Annotated in this window: 15 protein-coding genes; 3 read left to right on the top strand and 12 right to left on the bottom strand. The window is 47.5% G+C overall.

Features of this window, described 5'->3' with window-relative positions:
* Window positions 1–69: 69 nt before the first annotated feature.
* From pruA to ACQCVE_RS12835, 8 genes are all read right to left on the bottom strand, one after another.
* A complete protein-coding gene (gene pruA, locus ACQCVE_RS12870) occupies window positions 70–1617 on the bottom strand; it encodes an L-glutamate gamma-semialdehyde dehydrogenase (protein WP_426844868.1) in 1548 nt (515 codons plus the stop codon).
* Between the two features lie 961 nt (window positions 1618–2578).
* Window positions 2579–3133 (bottom strand): GNAT family N-acetyltransferase, encoded by a 555-nt coding sequence (locus ACQCVE_RS12865; RefSeq protein ID WP_426863052.1) that lies wholly within the window; start codon window positions 3131–3133, stop codon window positions 2579–2581.
* A gap of 85 nt (window positions 3134–3218) precedes the next feature.
* A complete protein-coding gene (locus ACQCVE_RS12860) occupies window positions 3219–4349 on the bottom strand; it encodes a CamS family sex pheromone protein (RefSeq protein ID WP_426844910.1) in 1131 nt (376 codons plus the stop codon).
* A 57-nt stretch (window positions 4350–4406) separates the two neighbouring features.
* Window positions 4407–6416 (bottom strand): NAD-dependent DNA ligase LigA, encoded by a 2010-nt coding sequence (ligA, locus tag ACQCVE_RS12855; protein WP_426844870.1) that lies wholly within the window; start codon window positions 6414–6416, stop codon window positions 4407–4409.
* 29 nt (window positions 6417–6445) lie between these two features.
* Window positions 6446–8665, bottom strand: coding sequence for a DNA helicase PcrA (pcrA, locus tag ACQCVE_RS12850; protein ID WP_426863051.1), 2220 nt, complete (start codon window positions 8663–8665; stop codon window positions 6446–6448).
* Between the two features lie 67 nt (window positions 8666–8732).
* Window positions 8733–9419, bottom strand: coding sequence for a heptaprenylglyceryl phosphate synthase (locus ACQCVE_RS12845; RefSeq protein ID WP_426844911.1), 687 nt, complete (start codon window positions 9417–9419; stop codon window positions 8733–8735).
* Between the two features lie 213 nt (window positions 9420–9632).
* Window positions 9633–9938 (bottom strand): YerC/YecD family TrpR-related protein, encoded by a 306-nt coding sequence (locus ACQCVE_RS12840; RefSeq protein ID WP_426844872.1) that lies wholly within the window; start codon window positions 9936–9938, stop codon window positions 9633–9635.
* 103 nt (window positions 9939–10041) lie between these two features.
* Window positions 10042–11784, bottom strand: a complete 1743-nt coding sequence (locus tag ACQCVE_RS12835) for an adenine deaminase C-terminal domain-containing protein (RefSeq protein WP_426863050.1) — start codon at window positions 11782–11784, stop codon at window positions 10042–10044.
* Between the two features lie 154 nt (window positions 11785–11938).
* Between ACQCVE_RS12835 and ACQCVE_RS12830 the strand changes: the two genes are divergently transcribed.
* The 3 genes from ACQCVE_RS12830 to ACQCVE_RS12820 all read left to right on the top strand — a co-directional run bounded on the left by ACQCVE_RS12830 (window position 11939) and on the right by ACQCVE_RS12820 (window position 13341).
* Window positions 11939–12190, top strand: coding sequence for a YgaP family membrane protein (locus ACQCVE_RS12830; RefSeq protein ID WP_426844874.1), 252 nt, complete (start codon window positions 11939–11941; stop codon window positions 12188–12190).
* A gap of 33 nt (window positions 12191–12223) precedes the next feature.
* Window positions 12224–12337 carry an EYxxD motif small membrane protein gene (locus ACQCVE_RS12825; protein WP_426844875.1) on the top strand — a complete coding sequence of 38 codons (114 nt, stop codon included), beginning with the start codon at window positions 12224–12226 and terminating at the stop codon, window positions 12335–12337.
* A gap of 203 nt (window positions 12338–12540) precedes the next feature.
* Window positions 12541–13341, top strand: coding sequence for a methyl-accepting chemotaxis protein (locus ACQCVE_RS12820; RefSeq protein WP_426863049.1), 801 nt, complete (start codon window positions 12541–12543; stop codon window positions 13339–13341).
* 534 nt (window positions 13342–13875) lie between these two features.
* Here the strand turns inward: ACQCVE_RS12820 and ACQCVE_RS12815 are convergent.
* From ACQCVE_RS12815 to ACQCVE_RS12800, 4 genes are read right to left on the bottom strand one after another with little or no spacing between them, the layout of a single operon-like run.
* Window positions 13876–15663 (bottom strand): IucA/IucC family protein, encoded by a 1788-nt coding sequence (locus tag ACQCVE_RS12815; protein ID WP_426863048.1) that lies wholly within the window; start codon window positions 15661–15663, stop codon window positions 13876–13878.
* Window positions 15664–15679: 16 nt separating this feature from the next.
* On the bottom strand, window positions 15680–16963 hold the full coding sequence (locus ACQCVE_RS12810; RefSeq protein ID WP_426863047.1) for a lysine N(6)-hydroxylase/L-ornithine N(5)-oxygenase family protein: 1284 nt from the start codon (window positions 16961–16963) through the stop codon (window positions 15680–15682).
* Window positions 16950–17501, bottom strand: a complete 552-nt coding sequence (locus tag ACQCVE_RS12805) for a GNAT family N-acetyltransferase (protein WP_426863046.1) — start codon at window positions 17499–17501, stop codon at window positions 16950–16952. Before ACQCVE_RS12805 ends, ACQCVE_RS12810 begins: the two co-directional genes overlap by 14 nt.
* Window positions 17488–19164, bottom strand: coding sequence for an IucA/IucC family protein (locus ACQCVE_RS12800; protein WP_426863092.1), 1677 nt, complete (start codon window positions 19162–19164; stop codon window positions 17488–17490). Before ACQCVE_RS12800 ends, ACQCVE_RS12805 begins: the two co-directional genes overlap by 14 nt.
* Between the last annotated feature and the right edge of the window lie 35 nt (window positions 19165–19199).

Below are 19199 nucleotides of genomic sequence, written 5' to 3'. Positions count from 1 at the left end.
CAGTGAATGGCTTTTTTGCAAAGAAAGAGCCCGGCTCATTGAACCGGGCTCTTAAGTCTGGAAAATAAATTAAAGCATTTCAGAGGTAGTCTTGGCTTGCATATGAAGGACAAGATAGTCAGGTCCGCCTGCTTTTGAGTCGGTTCCGGACATGTTAAATCCTCCAAATGGCTGATAGCCTACAATCGCCCCTGTACATCCGCGGTTGAAGTAAAGGTTTCCTACATGGAAATCTTCTCTCGCCTGCTCGATATGGTCACGGTTATTTGTAATGACCGCGCCAGTCAAACCGTACTCGGTGTTGTTCGCAATTTCAAGCGCTTCGTTGAAATCCTTCGCTTTCGCAATGGCTACGAATGGACCGAAGATTTCTTCCTGCATAATGCGCGATTTCGGATCGGCATCCGCCACAACCGTCGGCTGAATGAAGTATCCGGTGGAGCTGTCTCCTTCTCCGCCTGAAAGAAGACGCCCTTCGCCTCGTCCGATTTCTACGTACTCCATGATTTTGTCAAATGCAGACTGATCAATGACAGGGCCCATGAATGCTGTACCGTCAGTAGTATCCCCGACCTTTAGTTCCTTTGTCAATTCAACGACGCGGTCTACGACTTGATCATAAACATCCTCGACGATGACTGCACGGGAGCATGCAGAGCATTTTTGTCCGGAGAACCCAAAAGCAGACTTCACGATCGATTGGGCTGCCAATTCAAGATCCGCCTCTTTATCCACAACTATCGTGTCCTTTCCGCCCATCTCAGCAATCACCCGCTTCAGCCAGGTTTGGCCTTCGCTCAGCTTGGATGCACGTTCATAAATACGCAAGCCGACATCACGGGACCCTGTGAAGGAAATAAAACGCGTGCGCGGGTGATCGACCAAATAGTCTCCAACCTCGGCTCCGCTTCCAGGGATGTAGTTGACTGCACCTTTCGGAAGACCTGCTTCTTCCAGAACTTCTATGAATTTAGCTGCCACAACCGGGGTCGTGGAAGCTGGTTTTAATAGCACCGTGTTGCCCGTTACAAGAGCCGCTACCGTCGTACCCGCCATAATGGCAAAGGCAAAGTTCCATGGAGAGATGACAACACCTACACCCAGAGGGATATAGCTGTAGCGGTTGTATTCGCCCGGACGGCTTTCCACCGGCTGGCCGTCTTTCAGCTTCAGCATTTGACGTGCATAATACTCCATAAAATCAATGGCTTCAGCCGTATCAGCATCCGCTTCATTCCATGGCTTTCCTGCTTCTTTTAATAAAAGCGCTGAAAACTCATGTTTGCGGCGGCGTACAATGGCAGCAGCACGGAAAAGAATGTCTGCACGCACTTCCGGCTTCGTCTTGCGCCATGTTTTAAACGCTTCATCAGCAGCCTGCATCGCTTTCTCGGCGATGTCGCGGTTTGCTTTTGAAACCCGTCCGATTACCTCATCTTTTTTTGCTGGATTTATCGAAACGATTTTCTCATCTGTGGAGATGCGCTCCCCATTCACAATCAAATCGTAATCTTTCCCAAGATAGGATTCTACTGTTGCCAATCCTTCCTCGAATCCGCGTTTATTCGAATCTACCGAAAAATCTGTAAACGGTTCATGCTTGTAAGGTAATACCATTGAAATACGCCTCCTTATTAAAATAAAACGGTTACAAATCTATTTTAACTGATAATTCCTAACCATACAAACATAGAAAGGATTCTATCAATTTTATTTTACTGGAAAACTGCAGCTGATAGGCAGGATATCTTTAAAGGCATCTGAATTGGCTGATCGTTTCGTTAAATGATGCTCCTTCGTTCAGCAGCATGCACGGTGGTTTTGACTCGCCTGGCGGTTTATAGTCAAGGGCAGCCGCCGCGGACAAAGAGAGATTGATTCTTGCAGCCGGACACAATCATCAGACAGAACCTTCGCGGAGAGACGAAAGATCATGTGAAGCGGATCCCCGCCCGGACGCCCTGAATCTTTGTGCCAACCATGTCGAATCTTCCCGAAAAATCGATATCCGTTTCGTTTCCGTCGATATAGTGGTGAAATCCACCGATATATCTCAAATAGCACCGATATATCTCAAATAGCACCGATATAATCAAAAAATGGATCGATATAACCAATCCAAGAAGACCGCCTAAGCATTTACTAAGTGGACTCGCCTGTTTTACCCCTTTGCCATACCAGAATGGCTGCTCATTTCACTAAATCGAGGCCTAAAACGGAAAATTTAACTCATAAACTGCCTGCAAAGAGCGCTTTTATAAATCTTAACTAGCTAGAGATGAGTTTGGTTATCAAACACATACTGAATTGGTCATTTTCCATGTAAAAATTCCAGAGCGAATCTGACAGATGTGGGCGAGCAAGGGAACGAGTCTAAGGAATTCAAAAAAGCTTTTACGCATGAGCTTTAACTATATTAAGTTTAATAAATAAAGAGGATAGCAGCCCCCAAAAAATAGCCTAGGAAAAATCGGTCAGGCTTACTGTTCCATCAGCGCCACCTGCATCACGACTCGAGGATTGTTCGGAAATCCCCCCCCCTATAACCATCGCAAAGGAGTAAGACTTAACAGCCTCTTTACATGGAGCTGTTCAAGCAGGCCGGATACTCCTCCTTCAGGATGCTCATTCGAAGCCTATCGATGAATACCCCATTTCTTAGGCGGTCCTGCCTTAATATCCCTTCCTCTTTATAGCCCATTCTCTTATAGGATTTGATAGCCCTAAAGTTGTCTGCTTCTACTCTAAGCCATACTTTGTTCAGCTTTAGCTCATAAAATCCGTATTCAAGCATCTCTTTCATAGCCGCTAATCCGTAGCCCTTCCCCCAGCAGCCTTTGTCTCCGATGGCGATCCCCAGCTCTGCATGGCGATTGAGAGCATCGATATGTTTAAAGTCTATCCAGCCAATGTGTTTGCCTGATACTGTGATAATGGCCTTTTGGTCATAGCCATTTGTTTTGGTGATGCAGAGCCTGATCCATTCCTCTGTCTCCTTTTTGCTGAACGGCGGATACCGGTCCGGCATATTCAAATAGGCTGTTACTTCCTGATCGAGGCACCATTGATAGCGGTCCTCCGCATCTTCAGGTTCCAGTTCTCTAAGCTTGACACCAGGCAGTTGAGCATCCATTGTTCCATCCCCTTTCTTAATGGTAAAAAAAGGACCAAATCCCGGTGGATCTGGTCCTTTCCTCTTTAATAGAAAACTTTAGTGATTACTTAAAAATATGCGTAACTGGCTTCTCATCCCCGGCCTTTCGGACAATCAGGGCTTCCTGGCCGCTGGTGGAGGTGATGTTAACTTCCAGATCAATGTAGTCCTGCGGAAAGTATTGGCTGATTTTTTGATTCACGAATTGAGTGAGGGCGATCACTTCAGCTTTCCCATAAAATTGCATAGGAATTTCAATTTTGAGTGATTTCATTTCATCATCTTTGTAATGAGCTTTGCCGATTACACCTGTGTAATTTGGAAAGTAATCTCCTATATCTTCTTTAAAGCGCTCGAACGTATCTGCATCCTCCGGCTTTTGCTGGTTGGCTTCAGGTGATGGGAAGAATTGATAGCTTTCATTAATGTCTTTCCACCCCTCCAGGCTGCTGCTTCCGGCTTTCGCTTCGGTTTGCGCGATAAATTCTCCCGGAACAATTGAGGATTTTGGTGCCTGCTTATACAGGGCCACCCGGATCGGAACGTCTGCGATTTCCTTATTTTCTCTGGCCTGCTTGACAATCTCTGCAGCAATTCTCTCGCCTTCCTGACGGATTTTCGCATCATCAAGGGCTGTTTCCCTGGCGTAATCATTTTCCTTGTAATAGTGGACGGAATTAAGCGCCACGCCTATAACAACGCCGCTGATTTTAACCGTTTTCTCATCCACTTTTTTCAGGTAATTCTGCTCGAGTACGCTCGCAAGGTATTTAGGTGTATCTGTTGCGTTAAGATCCGTGATCGCAGGGTTCAAGCCAGTATTTTTATACTCTTGCTTATTTTTCTTTGCTTCATCCTGCTTCGTTTTAAGCGCGGCTCCATCATATTTATACCGAAGCCAGCCGCGCACCTGATCCTCCGTCAAATACTGGCCTTCCTGGTAATAAAAATCCTGGTCAGAGGGAAACGATTCCTGGGCAAAATCCATCAGCCCGGTTTCAAATTTATCCAGATCAAGCCTTGTATTCAAATTGTCAGCTGTCAGACCTCTTGCCTTCCCTGGTTCAAAGGGCAATATCACACTGTAGTCCGAGTCCGATGTACTTTTAGGAATAATCGCCTTTTTTTCCTGGCTGTCCGTTTCCTGAACGACTTCGTTATCATCGCCAAAGCTGGGGGCGCATGCACTTAGCATGCTGCACGCCACCAGTACGGCTATCCATTTTTTCAAATAATGCCACTCCCTGCTCTCCTATTTCTTTAGTGCTTCTATCATTTTTGATTCATCCCAGACCTCTATGCCGAGCTCTTCCGCTTTTGACAGCTTGCTTCCGGCCGCTTCCCCTGCAATGACAAGATCTGTGCTTTTGCTTACGCTTCCGGTTACTTTTCCGCCCAATGCTTCAATCTCAGCTTTCGCGTCATTTCGGCTTAGCTGTTCAAGCTTTCCTGTAAGAACAACGGTTTTGCCCGCAAAGTAAGAGTCCATTTCTTCCGGTGCTGCAAGCTTCGGCCCTTTATAGGCCATGTTCACCTCATGGCTTTTCAGCTCGTCCATAAGCTGAATGACCTCAGGTTTTTCAAAATAGGTGACAACGGCATCCGCCATTTTATCGCCAATTTCATTAATGGCGAGCAGATCTTCCCGGCTTGCTTCCATAAGACGGTCCATGCTTTCAAAGTGTTGAGCCAGGGTTTTCGCCGCCTTGGAACCTACGTGGCGGATCCCGAGCCCGAATAAAAGCTTTTCAAGCGAATTTTCTTTTGATTTGGCAATGGCTTTCAGCAGATTTTCGGTGGATTTTTCCCCCATCCGTTCAAGTGCAAGAAGCTGATCCCTTGTCAGCTCATACAAATCGGCTACATCGGTAATCAAGCCTTCCTTGAAAAGCTGGGCAATGACCCGCTCCCCGAGTCCGTCAATGTTCATGGCATTCCTTGAAACAAAATGGATGAGCCCTTCTCTCAGCTGGGCCGGGCACATCGGGTTGATGCACCTTAGCGCCACTTCCCCTTCCATTCGGACAAGCCCGCTTCCGCATTCCGGACATTCCTTTGGCATCAGGAACTCTTCTTCATCACCCGTGCGCTGATCGGCCAGAACATTGACCACTTCAGGAATAATGTCGCCTGCCTTTTTCACAATCACATAATCTCCAAGCCGGATATCCTTTTCCCTGATTAAATCCTCATTATGAAGGGATGCACGCTGAACAGTGGTCCCGGCTACACGGACCGGTTCCAGAATGGCTGTCGGTGTTATGACTCCCGTCCGGCCTACATTCAGCTCAATATCAAGAAGCTTTGTCATCACTTCTTCGGCAGGAAATTTATAGGCAATCGCCCAGCGGGGACTTTTGGATGTAAAGCCAAGCTGCTGCTGCTGGCTGATTGCATCGACTTTAATGACCACCCCATCGATTTCATAGGGCAGAGAGCTGCGCTGCTCCTGTATGGCATGAAGAAGATCAATGGCTTCATCGATGCTTCCGCAGTTTTTTCTTTCATGGTTTGTTTTGAACCCAAGTTCATCGAGCAGATCGAGACCTTCGCTTTGTCTTTCCACACCGATTTCTTCAAGCTCTCCAATACCATAGACGAAAATATCAAGATTTCGTTTCGCTGCAATTTTCGGGTCAAGCTGTCTCAGAGAGCCTGCTGCTGCATTGCGCGGGTTTGCAAACGGTTCTTCCTGCAGCTCGATTTTTTTCTCATTGAGGCGTTCGAATGATCTTTTGGGCATAAATGCTTCACCTCTGACCTCAATGGAGAGGGCTTTGCTGAGTCTGAGAGGAATGGAGCGGATCGTCCGGAGATTATCTGTTATATCTTCTCCGATTGAGCCGTCCCCTCTGGTTGCGCCCTGAACAAAAACGCCGTTTTCGTAGCGGAGTGAGACGGCCAGACCATCAATCTTTAATTCCACTACATATTGAACGTCATCCCCTGCGCTTTGGCGGACACGCCGGTCATAATCCCGTAGATCCTGGTCATTAAACGCATTGCCGAGGCTCAGCATCGGTGTTTTATGTTCAACCTTGCTGAAGCCCTCTAAAATATCTCCCCCAACCCGCTGGGTAGGTGAATCAGGCGTTTTCAGCTCCGGATGCTGCTCCTCCAGATGAATGAGCTCATGAAGGCGCTCATCATATTCCGCATCAGGCACACTTGGCTTGTCCAGAACGTGGTATTCATAATTGTACCGGTTTAAAAGCTCATGCAGCTCCTGAACCCTTTTCTGGGATGATTGATAATCGGTCATAATCCCAACCCTTTCCTAAAGCATCCTGATTACACTTTTTTGATCGGTGCGAATGCCGCCAGCAGACGTTTGATGCCGACAGGACTCGGAAATGCAATATCAAGCTCCTTGCTGTCTCCATCCCCTTTTACGCTGACAACTGTACCGGTGCCCCACTTTTTGTGCTCGGCTTTATCCCCGACACCCCAGGCGAAGCCTTCTCCGCCTGTGGAGGCCTTAACCGGCTGCTTGACCTGGGCCATACGCTGGCGGTCCCGCTTTGTGTTTCCAAACGGTGTCGTCATCGCTTTTATGTTCTCGTTTAGGTTTTCCAATAATTCCTCAGGTATTTCCGCAATAAAGCGGGATTCCGGATTCATGTTTGTCCGGCCGAAAAGTGTACGCATTTGCGCGTTCGTCAAATACAGTTCCTCTTCCGCTCTCGTGATCCCTACGTAGGCGAGACGGCGCTCTTCCTCCATCTCCCCTTCTTCCATTAGAGAACGGCTGTGAGGGAACACCCCCTCCTCCATTCCCATCAGGAATACAACAGGAAATTCAAGCCCTTTTGCGGAGTGAAGAGTCATGAGAACAACAGCATCCTGCTGCTCCTGTTCCTCTTCGCTGAGCGAGTCGATATCAGCGATCAGAGCAAGGTCGGTCAGGAAAGAAACAAGACTTTTATCCTCATTGTTTTTCTCGAAATTCTGGGTAACCGACAGGAACTCATCGATATTTTCCAGACGGCTTTGCGCTTCGATGCTTTTTTCCGTCTTCAGCATTTCTCTATAACCGGATCTTTCGAGGATTTCTTCCGTCAGCTCTGTAACTGACAGATAGTCCTGCATGCCGGAAAGATTTCGGATCAAGTCTCTGAACTCCGCCAGAGCATTGGCCGCCTTAGCCGGAAGTCCGATAAAATCTGCTTCATGTGATGCCTGGTACATAGAGAGGTCATTATTGGCTGCATAAGCGGCTACCCGATCCAGGGAGGTCGCGCCAATTCCCCTTTTCGGTACATTCACAATCCTTGCGAAACTGATCTCATCATCTGGATTGGCGATCATTCTTAAATAGGCCAGCAAGTCCTTAATCTCTTTTCTGTCATAGAACTTGATGCCTCCGACAATTTGGTATTGAATGTTTGATTTTAGGAGGATTTCCTCCATGACCCGGGACTGGGCATTTGTCCTGTAAAGAATGGCACAGTCGGAAAACTTTCTCTTCCCCTGATCGTAGAGTTCCTTTATTTTCCCGGCTACAAACTGTCCTTCGGCAGACTCGCTGTCAGCCCGGTAGTATACGAGCTTGGGCCCATCCTGATTTTCGGTCCACAGGTTCTTCGGCTTCCGGTTGGAATTGTTCTGAATCACTTCGTTGGCGGCATTCAGTATCCGCTTCGTGGAACGGTAATTCTGCTCAAGCATAATGACTTCCGCATTCGGATAATCTTTTTCAAAGGAAAGGATGTTTGAAATATCCGCACCGCGCCATGCATAGATCGACTGATCGGAATCCCCTACCACACAAAGATTCCGGAAGCGCGACGCCATCATTTTCACAAGCAGATACTGTGCCCTGTTCGTATCCTGATACTCATCCACGTGAATGAATTGAAATTTCCGCTGATAAAACTCAAGCACCTCCGGAACCCTTTCAAACAGCCGGATGGTTGTCATAATCAGGTCATCAAAATCAAGCGACTGATTCTTAAGGAGCTTTTTCTGATAATCACTGTATATATCGCTTACGATCTGCTCAAATATGCCGCCTGTCTGGGACTTTGCATATTCTTCCGCATCAATCAATTCATTTTTCGCACTGGAAATGGATCCGAGAATCGCTCTGGGGTCATATTTCTTCGGGTCAAGATTCCGCTCTTTAAGAATGGATTTCACGACCGATAATTGATCCGCCGAGTCCAGAATTGAAAAATTCCGGTTGACTCCGATCCGGTCAATATCTCTCCTTAAAATCCTTACGCACATAGAGTGAAAGGTCGAGATCCAAATATCATCTGCTCCTGGACCAAGCAGACGGCCGATCCGGTCTTTCATTTCCCGCGCTGCCTTATTCGTAAATGTAAGGGCAAGAATGTTCCATGGCGCAACCCGTTTTTCGGCCATTAAATAGGCGATCCGATGGGTGAGCACCCTTGTTTTTCCGCTTCCCGCACCTGCCATAATCAAAAGCGGGCCATCTGTTGCTTTTACAGCTCTCGCTTGCTCTTCATTTAATCCATTTACTAGCTGCTGTGCTATAAAATCCACTTTTTCCACCGCCTAACCAAACGTATGTTCTTTCTACTATAGTATCGATAACCTGTCCTTTTTGCAATCAGCTTTTTACAGCACCGACTGTTAGCAGGGCCGCTTTTAAATCATCATAAATGACATTTCCTACAATGATTGTATCTGCAAATTGTGCCATTTCAGAAGCTTTTTCAGGAGTCGTAATTCCTCCGCCGTAAAATAGCTTCGTGGTGCCGAGCACAGAGCGTACCTCCCGGACCCATTCCGGATCCCCGTAAGCTCCGCTGTATTCCATGTAAAAGACCGGCAGATGGAACATATTCTCTGCCATTCTCGCGTACGCCTTTACATCCTCAAGCCCGATGGACGCATCTGCATCAGCAACCTCTGCGGCCTTACAGGCAGGATTTAAGATGCAGTAGCCTTCCACCAGCATTTCATTCCAGTCCATCAGCTCGCCAAATTCCTTAACAGCCTCTTTGTGCAGATTGACAATCCACTTCGGATCGCGGCTGTTAAAAACCGTCGGGATAAAATAAAGATCAAATCCCGGAACGATTGCTTCCAAGGAGGAAACCTCCAGCACACAAGGCACGAGATATCTTCTTACCCGCGCCATTAAATTCAGGATTTCTTCCTCTTCCAATGAATCGCTTCCGCCAATAATGACCGCATCCGTCCCTGATTCGCAGATCTTCTCCAATGCCTCGTCCGAGATTTGCTTTTCCGGGTCCAGCTTAAACGCGTGGCGCCATTCTTTTACATCGTACATCATGTACGCCTCCCTTTTAACCATTTCATTATTATATCAAAATTACCATGGATGAACACCTATCGGAAGGGACTCCCCGTACACTCTTGCAGGCCAGGTTAGACGCTCACGTTTTTGAAAACCGAAACTCAGGCACGGCGCCAGGAAAGTGTCTGTCCTTCTCATAAGCAGTAAAGCCCCTGCAAGCAAAAAAGACACCTCAGCGGGTGTCTTTTATGATTCGTTCGGTTGTTTATGGATGCGCTCAAGCGCCATTGTGTACGCGTCGTTCCCGTAATTCAGGCAGCGCTTTACACGTGAAATCGTTGCCGTGCTCGCTCCTGTTTCTGTCTCAATTTTATGATACGTAAATCCCTCACGAAGCATCCTTGCGACTTCCAGCCGCTGGGCAAGAGACTGAATTTCATTTACGGTGCACAGATCATCAAAAAAGCGGTAGCACTCGTCCATGTTTTTCAGGGAGAGCACTGATTCAAATAATTGGTCAAGCTCTTTGCCGCGCAGTTTATCAATTTGCATGCAGTCATTCTCCTTTTTAAGAAATTATCTATGGCATTGTCATGTGTAAGGTTTTTTTAGAAAAACAGTCGACTTATAACATTATTCGTTTCACTTTCTTATTTTAACGCATTATCGACGGAAAGAGTATCGTTTTTTTCTTCACATCAAAAATCCCGCGCGGTGTAATCCGCACATACGGCAAATGGGTCGATGAGAGGAAAAACAGGGTATAGACCGGGTCTTCAAACGGATAGCCTCTTTCTTTAAGGCATTCATGAAATTCTGTATATTGGCGGGCCATTTCCGGCAGCGGGGCAACGGAGGCTGTTCCGTTTAATTCCAGCGGCATTTCAAAAACCGTCCGGCCGTTCTCAAACACCGTAATCCCCCCGCCGATTTCGACCATCTGCTTCCAGGCGGCAATCATGTCTTCTTTATTTTTTCCAATCAGCAAAATATCCCCTGTTGCGGAAAATGAGCTTGCGAGCCCCTTTACATTTCCAAACCCTTTCAAAACGGTGTTGATTCTCCAGTTTCCTTCCCTGTCAATCAATGCAAGGAAAGCTTCGTCCTGATTATCCGGCAATTCGTCTGCAGCCAGATCCAGGCTGACGGAGTATGGCTGGATAATCACTCCGTTAACCATGTGAAGCCCAAGCGGCATGGAAAACTGGAGGTCATCCATCGTCAGACCCCAGTTGGCTGTGAGAGGGGCAAACCCCAGATCCTGCCATGGCAAATCCGTTTTATCTTTTTGCAGATCCGCGTTTTCCCACTTAAGCCACTCGCCCTTTGCCATTACATGGACCGGATTCGGCTCTGCCGGATCTTCCAAAAAGTTCAAGGTTGCATACCGGCCGGCTGTCACGGAACCGAGTAAATGGTCCAAACCATAATAACGGGCAATGTTAAAGCTTGCCATATGATACGCGTCAATCGGGTCTATACCTTCTTCAAGAGCCATTTTTATTAATGGATTGGTCACGCCGTCCGTGTAAAATGCAGGTGTCGCTCCATCAGTTGTGAAAAATAAGTGATCATAGGAAGCGATCGGCAGCTCCTTTATTTCTTTTAGAAGCTTTGGCAAATCAGGACGGATGGACGAGTGCCTTAAGGCAACCGTATATCCGGCAAGCAGCCTTGAATAAACCTCTTTTCCGGACATCGCCTCATGGTCGGCATCCACTCCGAACAGCTTCATTTTCGTCAGCGTCTGTTCAGATGCTCCCGGGAAATGCCCTTCCACCCGCTTGCGTTTCTTTTTCGCCTCCTGAATCCGGTCGAGCATCAAATCATCACCTGCAGCGAGGGACGGCCATCCCGTCAGCTCCCCTCCCTGTAAGACACAGTCTTGGTCGAGCCAATCGGAAACCCGGTCAGGGGAAAGAATGAAATCCTCCTCCGCCACTTCAGATTGCAGATCAAAGCGGGCCCACCAATAATGATGGTAAGGCTGATGGTGGAAGTGCTTCAGCAAAGTAAGCGCTTTCTTTTGGTCTTTTTGAAAAAGCAGATTTAAATTATCGCTAATTAGAGCGGTTGTCCCATACTGGGCCGCATAGCGTGACAGGGTCTGGGGATTATATAACTGAAAAGGATGGGCATGCGGCTCTATGTATCCAGGAACAATGTAAAGCCCGCTGCACTCCGTAACTTCTGTCTGATCGATTCTTTCAGGCATCCTGTCTCCTATATAAACAATGCGGTCATCATAAATCCAGATGTTTCCCCGGATCCATTGTTTGAGGTAGGAATGTAAGATCGAAGCGTTTTTTAAAAGCTTCGTCGGTGCAGCCAACCCGTCTATGACATCTACATGCATTCGGATTTGGTGGTTCTTCCATACAGACCTATTTTCCGGCATCGATGAATCCTCCTTCTGGAACGATTAGGCAAACGCTTTCATAATTAGCTGGGTGCGCTCTTAATTTCCCTTTTCATGTTAACACAATTAGCACGTTACTGCATGAAAGAACCAGACATTTTAAAAACTTTCCACAATTTAAGGAGGACTCCAGTTGATCAGACCCAATATCGGCATTGTCAATGCCCTCGTCCGCATTACTGTTGGTTTAACACTTGTAGCCATTGCTTCCGCGAAATTCTCGAAAAAGCCTTGGAGAGAATCCCTCATCCTGCTGATTATGCTCGGCGCTATGAAGGTGGGCGAAGGAATTTTGCGATTCTGCCCCCTTACCCTTCTATACGACCAAGCGAAAGAAAATACCAGCAGCCAGGATGGGGAAGCGGATACGTACAACCCTTCCTGAGTTTAGGCCCTTTCTGCATTGAGGTGATCAATTATGAATTTTTTCCTGGAATATATAAGGGACATGTTTTTTGTCTATGCTTCCGTCATTGGAGGAATTGTAGCGCTTGTGTTTGTTTTTGTACGGCGGAAGCGGCGGGTTAGGTGAAAACCTATAAAACCATTTTTTTAAAAAACGAAGGGAATTTAATCCTTCGTTTTTTTGCATAATAGGTCGAGAGTTACAGCTTCTTTTACACAGACAACTGGAGAAAATTATTTTATCAGAACTTCCCTTTATCCTATTAAAGAGCAATTATTTTAGTCCGATATACCTATTATATAACCAGGTATTTAGAGGGGGTTTTACGTATGGCGATTAAACAGGTTTTAAGTGCACATGCAGTCTTAACTGCTTTAGAAACACATTTGGCCATGATTGAATTTAATCTGGAGAAAGAAGTGATCTGGGTGAACAGCAGCTTTGCTTCGGCACTCGGTTATTTGCCTGAAGAGATGACCGGAATGAAGCACATGCAATTTTGCACGGCAGACTTTCACAGCAGTCAGGAGTATGAGGGATTATGGGCGAATTTAAAAAAGGGGGTAAAGTTCCAGGAAAAGATTGAGCGGGTAAGCAAGAACGGCAGCCTTCTATGGTTTGAGGCAACGTATATCCCAGTTGCAAACGAAGATGGTGACGTCACAGCTGTTTTAAAAATAGCAACAGATATTACTGAACAGGAAAACAAGACCGTAAAGATTATTACGGATTTGAAGAGGATGCCGGAGGAGCTGGTAGATCTGGTCGTTGCTAATACAAATCAAAGCATTGAGGCTGTGCAGGCTCTGAAAAAGCAAACACACTTAATCAGCGAGACCTCCAAAACCATCAGCCATATTTCATCTCAGACCAATATGGTTGCTTTGAACGCGGCGATTGAAGCAGCACGCGTCGGCCAGCATGGAAAGGGCTTTAAAGTAGTGGCAGATGAAATTCGCAGACTGTCTACAAATGTGGATGAAGCCATCGGAAAAGTGAATGCAAACGTGGAACACATCACAAGTGAAACAGAAAAAGTCAGCGGCATCGCAGACAGCCTTCAAGAGATTATTAAGGAAACGAAAACGAAATTTTCCGCAACCATTAGTCAATTCGAAGGAACGGCTTAATAGAAAAGTTTATTCTGGCATCAGTTGAATTTTGCTGGACTGCTGCTGCCCAACTTTTTTCTGCGATGAAAAAAGGGTGAATTGAATGCGGTTCTTTACCTATAAAAGAAATAACGGAGGCTTTATCCCCCCTATCCTTTTCAGCCTGCAAGTTAACATTAACAAACACATTACAGGATTTACCACACCTGAGCCTTTCCTCCAAACTAACCACCTCGGTTAATTGTTAATAGAACAGAAAAGAAGTGCTCAGAGCAATGCTCTGGGCACTTCTTTCTCCGTACCTTTTTTGGAGATTCCTTTTGTCGGTTGCCCGGCTTTGCCTCCGTCCCCCGCTCTGCTAAAGCACTAAATCTCTGACCCCACTCTGCATGGCACCTTGCAGGGGAAAGGATTGCAGGCTCCCGCCTCCGTCCCTGATTTTGCTGAAAATAAATGGGGTCGGAGGAAGGGATAGGCACCTAACCTAACCCGGCATCACTGCCCCGCCTAAAAAATTTAAAACGCGATTACCCAATCCGACTTTGAAGCCCCTCAGCTGGATGAAACCTCTGCAAAGGAAGCGAGCGGATTGCTGACTTTTCCGAATTCCGAAGCATGCGGCCGGTCTTCTCCGTCTGCATACCCGTAATCCACCATCCTGTTCCGGTTGAGGCAGAGCTTGGTCAGCGCCGGTGTGAAAAAGTTAAACAGCCGGAACCGTTCCTCGAGCTGGGGAAATTTCTTTTGGTAGTCTTGAATAGCTTTTGCGAGAAGCGCCCAGAATTCGTGTTCACTGATCAGCTCCCGTTTGACCATTGCATTCGAAACGTAGCGCAGATGGCAGACGAATAACCCTGTAAAAATGAACTGGGTCAGTCCCTCCGGCGGCTCGCTTCTCAGCACCTTTTTCAGTTCTCCTGAAAGGGCTGCAAGCTCTGGAAATGGCTGGTCGCTGATATTTACATCATCTACAAAATCTTTAACAGCCAGACGATGAGGTGCATAGTCCTTCAAAACGAGAATCGTATTCTGGCCGTGCGGAGAAAAGACCGTTCCATACTGATACAAATAGTGAAGCAGCGGAGGCATGACGGTCTGATAAAATTGATCCAGCCATTGCGCCGGCTGCAATCCCGATTTTTGGATCAGACTTTCGATAAATGGCTTCCCGTTTTCATCTTCATAAGTCAGGGCTGCAAGGGTAATGGCACGTTCGTCCTTTTCAAGGTATGTGTAAATACTCTCCCGCCAAATCGTGCCAAGCATTTCGAGATACTGATACGGGGCTTTTTCCAGCCTGCTGTAGAGACTGTGATCGACATTGATGCTTGCAATCTCCCCCGGAAGGATGACTCGGCATTCGTCCCGCAAAAAGGGATCGCGGTCAGCAATTCCTTTTATATGCTCCGTAATTTCTGGAGCAATGACGGTTCTTTCAGCCGGAAGCCCTCTGTAAACAAGCGTGTTCAGGATGCTCATCGGCAGTTTTACATGGTGCCGGCGCTGATCCGTTGTGTTCGAAAACGTTCGGATGGACTGCTGCGGCAAATACGTGTCCGTTCCTTCCCCGAGAAAGACAATCTGATTGAATGCTAAATCTTCTGCGAATTGCTGAATAATCACATTATTCCATTGCCATTCATGTACCGGCATATAGAAGTACTGACAAGACTCAAGCCCTTTTTCAGCCAGATGCTGATGAAATTTCTGCCACACAGCCTCATCCAGCTCTTGTTCAAGCAGCCGGCTGCAGTTTAAGCCTTCCACCGCCTGGAAGCGGGCTCTTGTTTTCCGAACAGCGATCCATAATAGCTTTGTTTCCCGCTTCTGCTCGGGAGCATATTTCAAGTAATCTTCATAATCAAAGCCAATTCTTCCTTTATTGTATGTAATCCACGGATGCCCTGTCATTTCGCCCTCCAGCTCTTCGTACGGAAGCTCTGTCAGCTCATCGGATGTTTTCGCTTGGGCTAAAAGGTGAACATCGGCCAGAAGCGTGCTCTGGAATTCCTTGATAAGGTGTCCACACGTTTCTGCAGACATCCCGATAAGAGGCTTTAAATCCAGCAAAAGCTCTGTGGCACTAACCTTTTCCCCACCCCCGTTCCCGCAATGGACCTCTATTGAATCCGCCTGGATGTCATAGCTGTCGAAAAGGCGCTGATACCCGGTAAAGCGATAGAATTTCGTTTCAGAAACCGGCAGCTTAAAGAGCAGCTTTCCTTCTTTTTCTTCCTGTTCAGGCTGTATCATGTCTTCGTACATATACTCCGCAAACATTTTTGCCGCAAGACGTTTATTCACCTTTTCCCAGGCGTCTCTATGCAGGACTTTTTCCATTGAAATCTCCTCCTCTTCAAATTTGCGGGGAAAAGGATTGAAACACATTCCTTTCCTGTAGGGGATAGATTTCTTTCCCCGCTATTTTATTGATAATCACTGCATTCCGATAGGCTCCGAGACCGAGATCGGGAGCCCCGACGCCGTGCGTATGGATTTCGCCATTCTGTATGAAGATTTCATTCCTGCCCGTTTCTGAAGTTTGCAGGCAATAGTCTCTGGAGATTTTCAGCTGCCCCAGATGATCCCGGTCAATCAATTCATCGATTCCTTTTAAAAAGGCAGGAGGTGCCGGTTTATATCCGGTTCCAAAGATGACATATTCACTCTCCAGCTCTGACTCCTCCCCCGTTACTGTATGGCGGCAGCGCAGTCTCCAATTGCCGCCGGCTCCCTCCATGCTGAAAAGCTCCTGCATCGCATGCAGGGAGAGAAGCGGATCCTTGCCGCCGATCGTCTCCTCATAAATGGCTCCATAAATATCCGAAATGGTTTCAGCGCTGATTCCTTTATAAAGCAGGTCCTGTTTTTCAAGAAGCCTGCCCTTTTGATCCCCGGGAAGCTGATAAAAGAAATCGATGTAATCGGGAGAGAAATATTCCAGTCCAAGCTTGGAGTACTCCATTGGGAAAAAGCCCTTGGATCTTGTCAGCCACCTCAGCTTTGTTCCGGGTCTACGGTTTTTCAGCAGATCATAAAACACCTCCGCTGCACTCTGGCCTGACCCTAAGACTGTGACGGTATCTGCGCTGCTGGCGCCCGTTCTCTCTTTCAGATAATCCGAAGTATGAAAAACGGTCCCTCCTTCGTTCTCACGGAAGGCTTTTGGGACGGCAGGCTTTGTGCCGATCCCCACCACCAAATGACGGGCAGTATAAACGGAGGACTCGCCAGTATTCAGATCCTTTACCCAAACCTCATAGGCTCCGTCTATATGACGCACGTTCTCCACCTTCGTGCCAAAGCGGCATTGCGGAAGCTTTTCCGCTGCCCACCTGCAGTAAAGGCTGTACTCCTTCCGCGGTATATGAAACGACTCCAGAAAATAAAACTGGTACAGCCTGCCCTGCTCCTGCAAATAGCGAAGAAAGCTGAACGGGCTTGAGGCGTCAGCCATGGTGACAAGGTCGGCCAAAAATGGCACCTGCAACGTCGTCCCCTCGAGCAGCATGCCTTCATGCCAGGTGAATCCATTTTTCTGATCAAAAAACATCGATGTCAGGCCGCTTCCTTCTGATAGTGCAGCGAGCCCAAGGTTAAACGGACCGATGCCGATGCCAATAAAATCAAGCTTTGACATGGTTCCACCTCCTTTCAAACTCTTCTCTACTGCAGAACATCAGGAGACCGGTTTTATCCGGAAGCTGAATCGGACCGACGGCTTCAAAGCCGCACTTTTCAAAGATATGAATCATCTTCTCGTTGCGGATATCCGGTTCTGCAATGATTTTTCCCGTTTCCGGCACCTCAAGCAGACGGGCAGCGGCTGCCCGGAGCATGGGAAGCGCCAGCCCCTTCCCGAGGTATTTTTCCTCGCCGATCAACAGGTGCACACCCTGATCCCATTCCTCATATTCGTAGGTTTTGCCCACGGCATCCCCTTTTACCCAATACGTTTCCCAATAGCTAACGGGCTCCCCATTCAGCATCCCGATGGACAGGGTCTGATGTCTGTCAGAAAGTGCCTGCTGCAGATGCTTCCGAAAATCCTCCTCAGGCATATTGAGTTTCCAATAAGGGATCACATGCTCCTTGTGCATCCATTTAAATATCCGCTGAAAATCTCTTTTGTACTCCACAGGGCGAAATGAGATTTCCCTGTTATCACACCGGGTCATAGATACTCCCCTCCGAATGGAAGATCGGGTTCGGCACTTTTGTATAGACAGATTGGGCGGCCATCTCTCCGACGAGCTCGTCCATATCATGAAACCGCGTAAGCAAATTTGCTTTGCAAGGCAACTCTCTTTCACTTAAAAAACCGGCAAGGATTTTGGAGGTTTTCCCGCTGCTGGCATACCATTCTTCCATTCTTGTTTTCAGGAACTGCAGCAGCCGGCTCTCCGGTATCAGGCCCGCTGTCCCGAAGGCGTTGATGACTCCAAACAAATGATTGTAGAAAAAATAATAGCGCAGGCGTTCATCAGCGACCTTCTCTTCACAGATTGTTTCGCTTTTTTCGCTTAGGTCCGGCAGCCACTGCTTCAGCTTATGTGCTTTTGATTGGCTGTAATAATAGCCCTGGTTATCGCGGTAATAGAAATGCTCAGGATATCCATCCTTCAGCCGGACGACTCCGTTCTGCTGATGGGCCTCGAGTGCGAGTCCGTATGTTTCATAGAGCCACATAACCGGATCAAACGTAATCATTAAATAGCGGGAAAACCAGTCCAGACTGACCTCCTCCAAAGTCCTGTTTTCTGCGGAAGCCGCTTTGCGGATAATGGATGCGAGACGGCTGTTTCCACCGTAGGCATGATCCTGGCAAAGTCCTGCAACAACTGCCGCTCCTTTTTCATTTCCTTCAAAGAACGGATTTTCCCTGATGACTACTTCAAATCCCGACTCTGCTTCGCCATTGCCGATCGTTATATACGCCGGGTCACGGAGAATTGAGAACCCGGGGAATAGATCGGCGAGCTCCTTCCCAAGACCCGCATCCAGAAGCCGTGAAATTTCGACCCCGCGGTGAAGCTCTTTCCTCTTGCTGACCCGAAGGGAATTGGTCAGCTTTACCGGTACGGAAAATTTATACATCCATTTAGAGTGCGGGCTGTAAACCGTCCTCAGTGAGGAGGTGGCGGTGAACTTGCTTCCCAGTTCACCGAGATCGGTTAAATCCCCCGATTTGATAAGCTCTTTTACCGACTCCCGTCCAAGAAGCTCCTTTGCCTGCAAAGGGTGGACAGGGAGCAGCACCCTTCCTTCAGGAACTTCAACTCCTCTGTTTACAAGCTCTTGTTTCAGGATGTCAGCAGCTGGCACATCCATGCTGGAATCCTGCTGGATGATTTCAGGTGCAGCTGAGAAATAATGAAGAGGGAACTCGCCCTTCAATTCCGGGGAATAAAGGCCTTCCTCTTCCTCCGTTATCCCTTGTTTGCTTTTCGGAACCGGATGAAGGAGGTGGCCGAAAAGCAGGGATTGCTCCGCTTCAATATAGGAGAAGTCATCGCTTTCAAGCTGTCCGCTGTCAGTCTCCCGCTCCTCCACGTAGCGCTTCACGTTCCTTGCGCTCAAAATCGCACGGAGCATAAACTCATCCTCGGCGTCCTCTCTGCCGTTTTCAAGGAGCCACTCCTTCGTGATCAAACTGATGAAGGTCACGTAATCGAGGGGAATACCCCCCTGCTGCTGCTCGCATTGGATTGGAAAATGAAACAGATGCCGCTGTGTTTCCGACCAGTACTTTACATCCGCGGTGATTTTCAGCTGCTGATGCTTCAACGGAATCGCGACGGCAGCATCCTGAGATCCTTCATAATTGCCGGTTTCTCTCATATAGCAATTCAAAACGCCTTGTATAGCCGCTTCTT

This window comes from Metabacillus sp. 113a (assembly GCF_050107635.1).
Taxonomy (GTDB): Bacteria; Bacillota; Bacilli; order Bacillales; family Bacillaceae; genus Metabacillus_B.
Note: the sequence above shows the minus strand (reverse complement) of the source record. Positions and strands in the feature narration are given on the sequence as shown.

What these genes read in the sequence shown, in the direction of transcription:
- ACQCVE_RS12845 (WP_426844911.1), bottom strand. Translation starts at nt 9,419, where the DNA reads ATGTACGATGTAAAAGAATGGCGCCACGCGTTTAAGCTGGACCCGGAA.
- ACQCVE_RS12835 (WP_426863050.1), bottom strand. Translation starts at nt 11,784, where the DNA reads ATGCCGGAAAATAGGTCTGTATGGAAGAACCACCAAATCCGAATGCAT.
- ACQCVE_RS12805 (WP_426863046.1), bottom strand. Translation starts at nt 17,501, where the DNA reads ATGACCCGGTGTGATAACAGGGAAATCTCATTTCGCCCTGTGGAGTAC.
- ACQCVE_RS12820 (WP_426863049.1), top strand. Translation starts at nt 12,541, where the DNA reads ATGGCGATTAAACAGGTTTTAAGTGCACATGCAGTCTTAACTGCTTTA.
- ACQCVE_RS12825 (WP_426844875.1), top strand. Translation starts at nt 12,224, where the DNA reads ATGAATTTTTTCCTGGAATATATAAGGGACATGTTTTTTGTCTATGCT.
- pruA (WP_426844868.1), bottom strand. Translation starts at nt 1,617, where the DNA reads ATGGTATTACCTTACAAGCATGAACCGTTTACAGATTTTTCGGTAGAT.
- ACQCVE_RS12865 (WP_426863052.1), bottom strand. Translation starts at nt 3,133, where the DNA reads ATGGATGCTCAACTGCCTGGTGTCAAGCTTAGAGAACTGGAACCTGAA.
- ligA (WP_426844870.1), bottom strand. Translation starts at nt 6,416, where the DNA reads ATGACCGATTATCAATCATCCCAGAAAAGGGTTCAGGAGCTGCATGAG.
- ACQCVE_RS12840 (WP_426844872.1), bottom strand. Translation starts at nt 9,938, where the DNA reads ATGCAAATTGATAAACTGCGCGGCAAAGAGCTTGACCAATTATTTGAA.
- ACQCVE_RS12860 (WP_426844910.1), bottom strand. Translation starts at nt 4,349, where the DNA reads ATGCTAAGTGCATGCGCCCCCAGCTTTGGCGATGATAACGAAGTCGTT.
- ACQCVE_RS12800 (WP_426863092.1), bottom strand. Translation starts at nt 19,164, where the DNA reads ATGAGAGAAACCGGCAATTATGAAGGATCTCAGGATGCTGCCGTCGCG.
- ACQCVE_RS12810 (WP_426863047.1), bottom strand. Translation starts at nt 16,963, where the DNA reads ATGTCAAAGCTTGATTTTATTGGCATCGGCATCGGTCCGTTTAACCTT.
- ACQCVE_RS12815 (WP_426863048.1), bottom strand. Translation starts at nt 15,663, where the DNA reads ATGGAAAAAGTCCTGCATAGAGACGCCTGGGAAAAGGTGAATAAACGT.